This window comes from Pseudomonas sp. FG47 (assembly GCF_057809115.1).
The window spans coordinates 1-2,775 of the sequence record NZ_JBMDJI010000077.1 but is presented as its reverse complement, the minus strand read 5'-3'; the positions used below and the strand labels follow the sequence as shown (position 1 = coordinate 2,775).

Sequence of the window (2,775 nt, the reverse complement as noted above, 5' to 3'; positions counted from 1 at the left end):
TACGCAAGAACTCCGCTCGGCCTCCTGAAGTCGCAATTTGTGTTGCCTGAACTATCGCGCGCTTAGAAGCAAAATCAAAAGCGGAGCAAGAGCAAGAGCAAGAAGTGCATCGACAAGTCACCGTATTTAATACTTAAACCAACAAACCCTATCCAAATGACAACTTAGCGAATCGGCCACGGGCACCTCAACCTGGATTAAGCGCAGTCACGTTCCTTGATGCAGATCAACAGACAGTCTCACGCCCTTGATTCACCACTTACCTATGCTAGAAGTACTGGACCAGTGGCTACTTACAAGGATGAGAAAACCACTGTCAGCACGTAAAAATCGTATTTAATCAATATCCAAAGACAAGGATGTCATATGAAAATCATCGGACTCTCCGGAATACTGCCATCACGCCGCGTCAGCAACCAGGACGTGATCAACCTGGTCGAGGAACATTCCAGACGCACCTTCCAGGATGACCTGCCGAAAACGTTGAAAACCATCGGCAAGTTACTGGAAAAAAGTGGCAGCGACACACGCCATTGGCTGGCAGCCGACGAGAAACCCATGCAGTTGATGGAAACCGCCTTCGACGCCGCCCTGGCTCAAGCCAATATCAGCAAGGCCGACCTGGACCTGCTGGTCTATCCCAACGTCACCCGCGGTTTTATCGAGCCCGCCAACAGCACCTTCATCGCCAAGGCCCTGGGCCTGAACTGCCGCAACTTCGACGTGGTCGACGCCTGCAACGGCTGGGTGACAGCCATGGACGTCATCAACAGCAAGATGCAAGCGGGTGAAATCCGCTACGCCGCCATTGTCAACATGGAGTTCGGTATGTCGGCGGGCGGGCCGGTGATGCCCAAGAACTTCTCGCTACAATCGCCGGCCGAACTGGCCTACAAGTTTCCGAGCTTTACCATCGGAGAGGCCGCCGTTGTCACCATCCTCAGTAACGAAGCAACGGACAACTTCAAGTTCTCGTACATCAACCGACCTGACCTGAGTGACTTGTCGACAATCTCGTTGCCGGACTGGAAACTGTTCTGCAACGAGGCGGACATCGCCAAGATCGAACCTACCGGTGGCCAGTATCAATTCAACTCCTATGCCGCCGCCCTGCACGAAGATGGTCGCAACGAAGCGATAAAAGTGTTCAACATGCAAAAACTCTCGGCGGACGATGTGCACAAAGTGTTCATCCATACCGGCTCGCCAAAGATGTGGGAACATATTGGCCAGATGATCGGCGTCGATCACAAGTTGCATCACGTCGGGCACAAGACCGGCAACATCATTACCGCGTCGATTCCCTTCGGCATCTTTGATGCGATGAGCCGGGGCGAAGCCGAGCAAGGTCAGTTCTGCATGGGTTGGGCAGGCAGCGGCGGGATGGTGTTCTCGGCCCTGTCGTTCACCTTGTAGGACACATCCGCGCACCTACCGCCAACGGCGGTAGGTCGCCGCAAGCTCATCCCAGCGTATGCCACTCGCGCTTGTCCCGCGCCAACAGCTCGTCACCGGCCTCGGGGCCATCCTCTCCCGCCGCATACTCATGCACCTCGCCACCCTCGGCCGCCCAGGCATCGAGGAACGGCTGCACGGCACGCCAACCGTTCTCGATATTGTCGGCGCGCTGGAACAGGGTCTGGTCGCCGGTAAGGCAGTCGTAGATCAACGTCTCGTAGCCGGTCGCCGGGGTCATCTTGAAGAAGTCCTTGTAGGCAAAGCCCAGCTCGACATTCTCCATCACCAGCTCCGGCCCCGGGCGCTTGGCCTGCAGGTCGAACCACATGCCTTCGTTGGGCTGGATCTGGATCTTCAGGTAGTTGGGCTTGGGCCGCTCCAGCTCGCTTTCACGAAACTGCGCATAGGGCGCTGGCTTGAAGCAGATGGCGATCTCGGTGTCGCGCACGCTCATGCGCTTGCCGGTGCGCAGGTAGAACGGCACCCCCGCCCAGCGCCAGTTGTCGATCATCACCTTGAGCGCGACATAGGTCTCGGTCTGGCTGTGCGGGGCGACATTGGCCTCCTCGCGGTAGCCGGGCAGTTTCTTGCGGCCCTGCTTGCCGGCGCCGTACTGGCCACGCACGGAATTGCGCAGGGCCATCTTCTGCGACCAGGGGCGAATGGCGCCGATCACCTTGGCCTTTTCACCGCGCACCGCATCGGCGCCGAAGGCCGCCGGCGGCTCCATGGCGACCATCGCCAGCAGTTGGAACAGGTGGTTGGGCACCATGTCGCGCAGGGCGCCGGTGTTGTCGTAGAACGCCCCGCGCGTCTCGACGCCGACGGTTTCGGCGGCGGTGATCTGCACGTGGTCGATGTAATGATTGTTCCAGAACGATTCGAACAGGCCGTTGGAGAAACGGCTGACCAGGATGTTCTGCACGGTTTCCTTGCCCAGGTAATGGTCGATGCGGTAGATCTGCCGTTCGTTCATCACCTTGAGCAGGCAAGCGTTGAGCGCTTCGGCGCTGGCAAGGTCAGTGCCGAAGGGTTTCTCCACCACCACCCGGCGAAAGCCGCCGCCCGACTCGTCGAGCAGGCCGGCGTCACCCAGGCGCTGGGCCACCTCGGGGAAGAAGCGTGGCGAGGTGGCCAGGTAGAAGATGGCATTGCCATGGCCGGTTTTAGCGATGCGCCGAGCCAGGGCCTGGTAAGTCTCGGGGTCGAGGAAGTCGCCGGTCTGATAGTCCAGGCGCTTGGCCAGGCGCGCCCAGAGCTTTTCGTCCAGGCACTTGGCACTCCCTTCCCCGCCCTTGTCGCGGGGGGGGGGGGGGG

At 59.3% G+C, this 2,775-nt stretch carries 2 protein-coding genes; one reads left to right on the top strand and one right to left on the bottom strand.

The genetic code is table 11. The features are described from left to right. Positions 1–423 precede the first annotated feature (423 nt). Positions 424–1,416, top strand: coding sequence for a 3-oxoacyl-[acyl-carrier-protein] synthase III C-terminal domain-containing protein (locus ACODS5_RS24580; protein ID WP_256660238.1), 993 nt, complete (start codon positions 424–426; stop codon positions 1,414–1,416). Positions 1,417–1,462: 46 nt separating this feature from the next. Here the strand turns inward: ACODS5_RS24580 and zwf are convergent. Beyond that, positions 1,463–2,775 (bottom strand): glucose-6-phosphate dehydrogenase (gene zwf, locus ACODS5_RS24575; protein WP_489109877.1); only part of this gene is annotated, 1,313 nt, incomplete at its 5' end.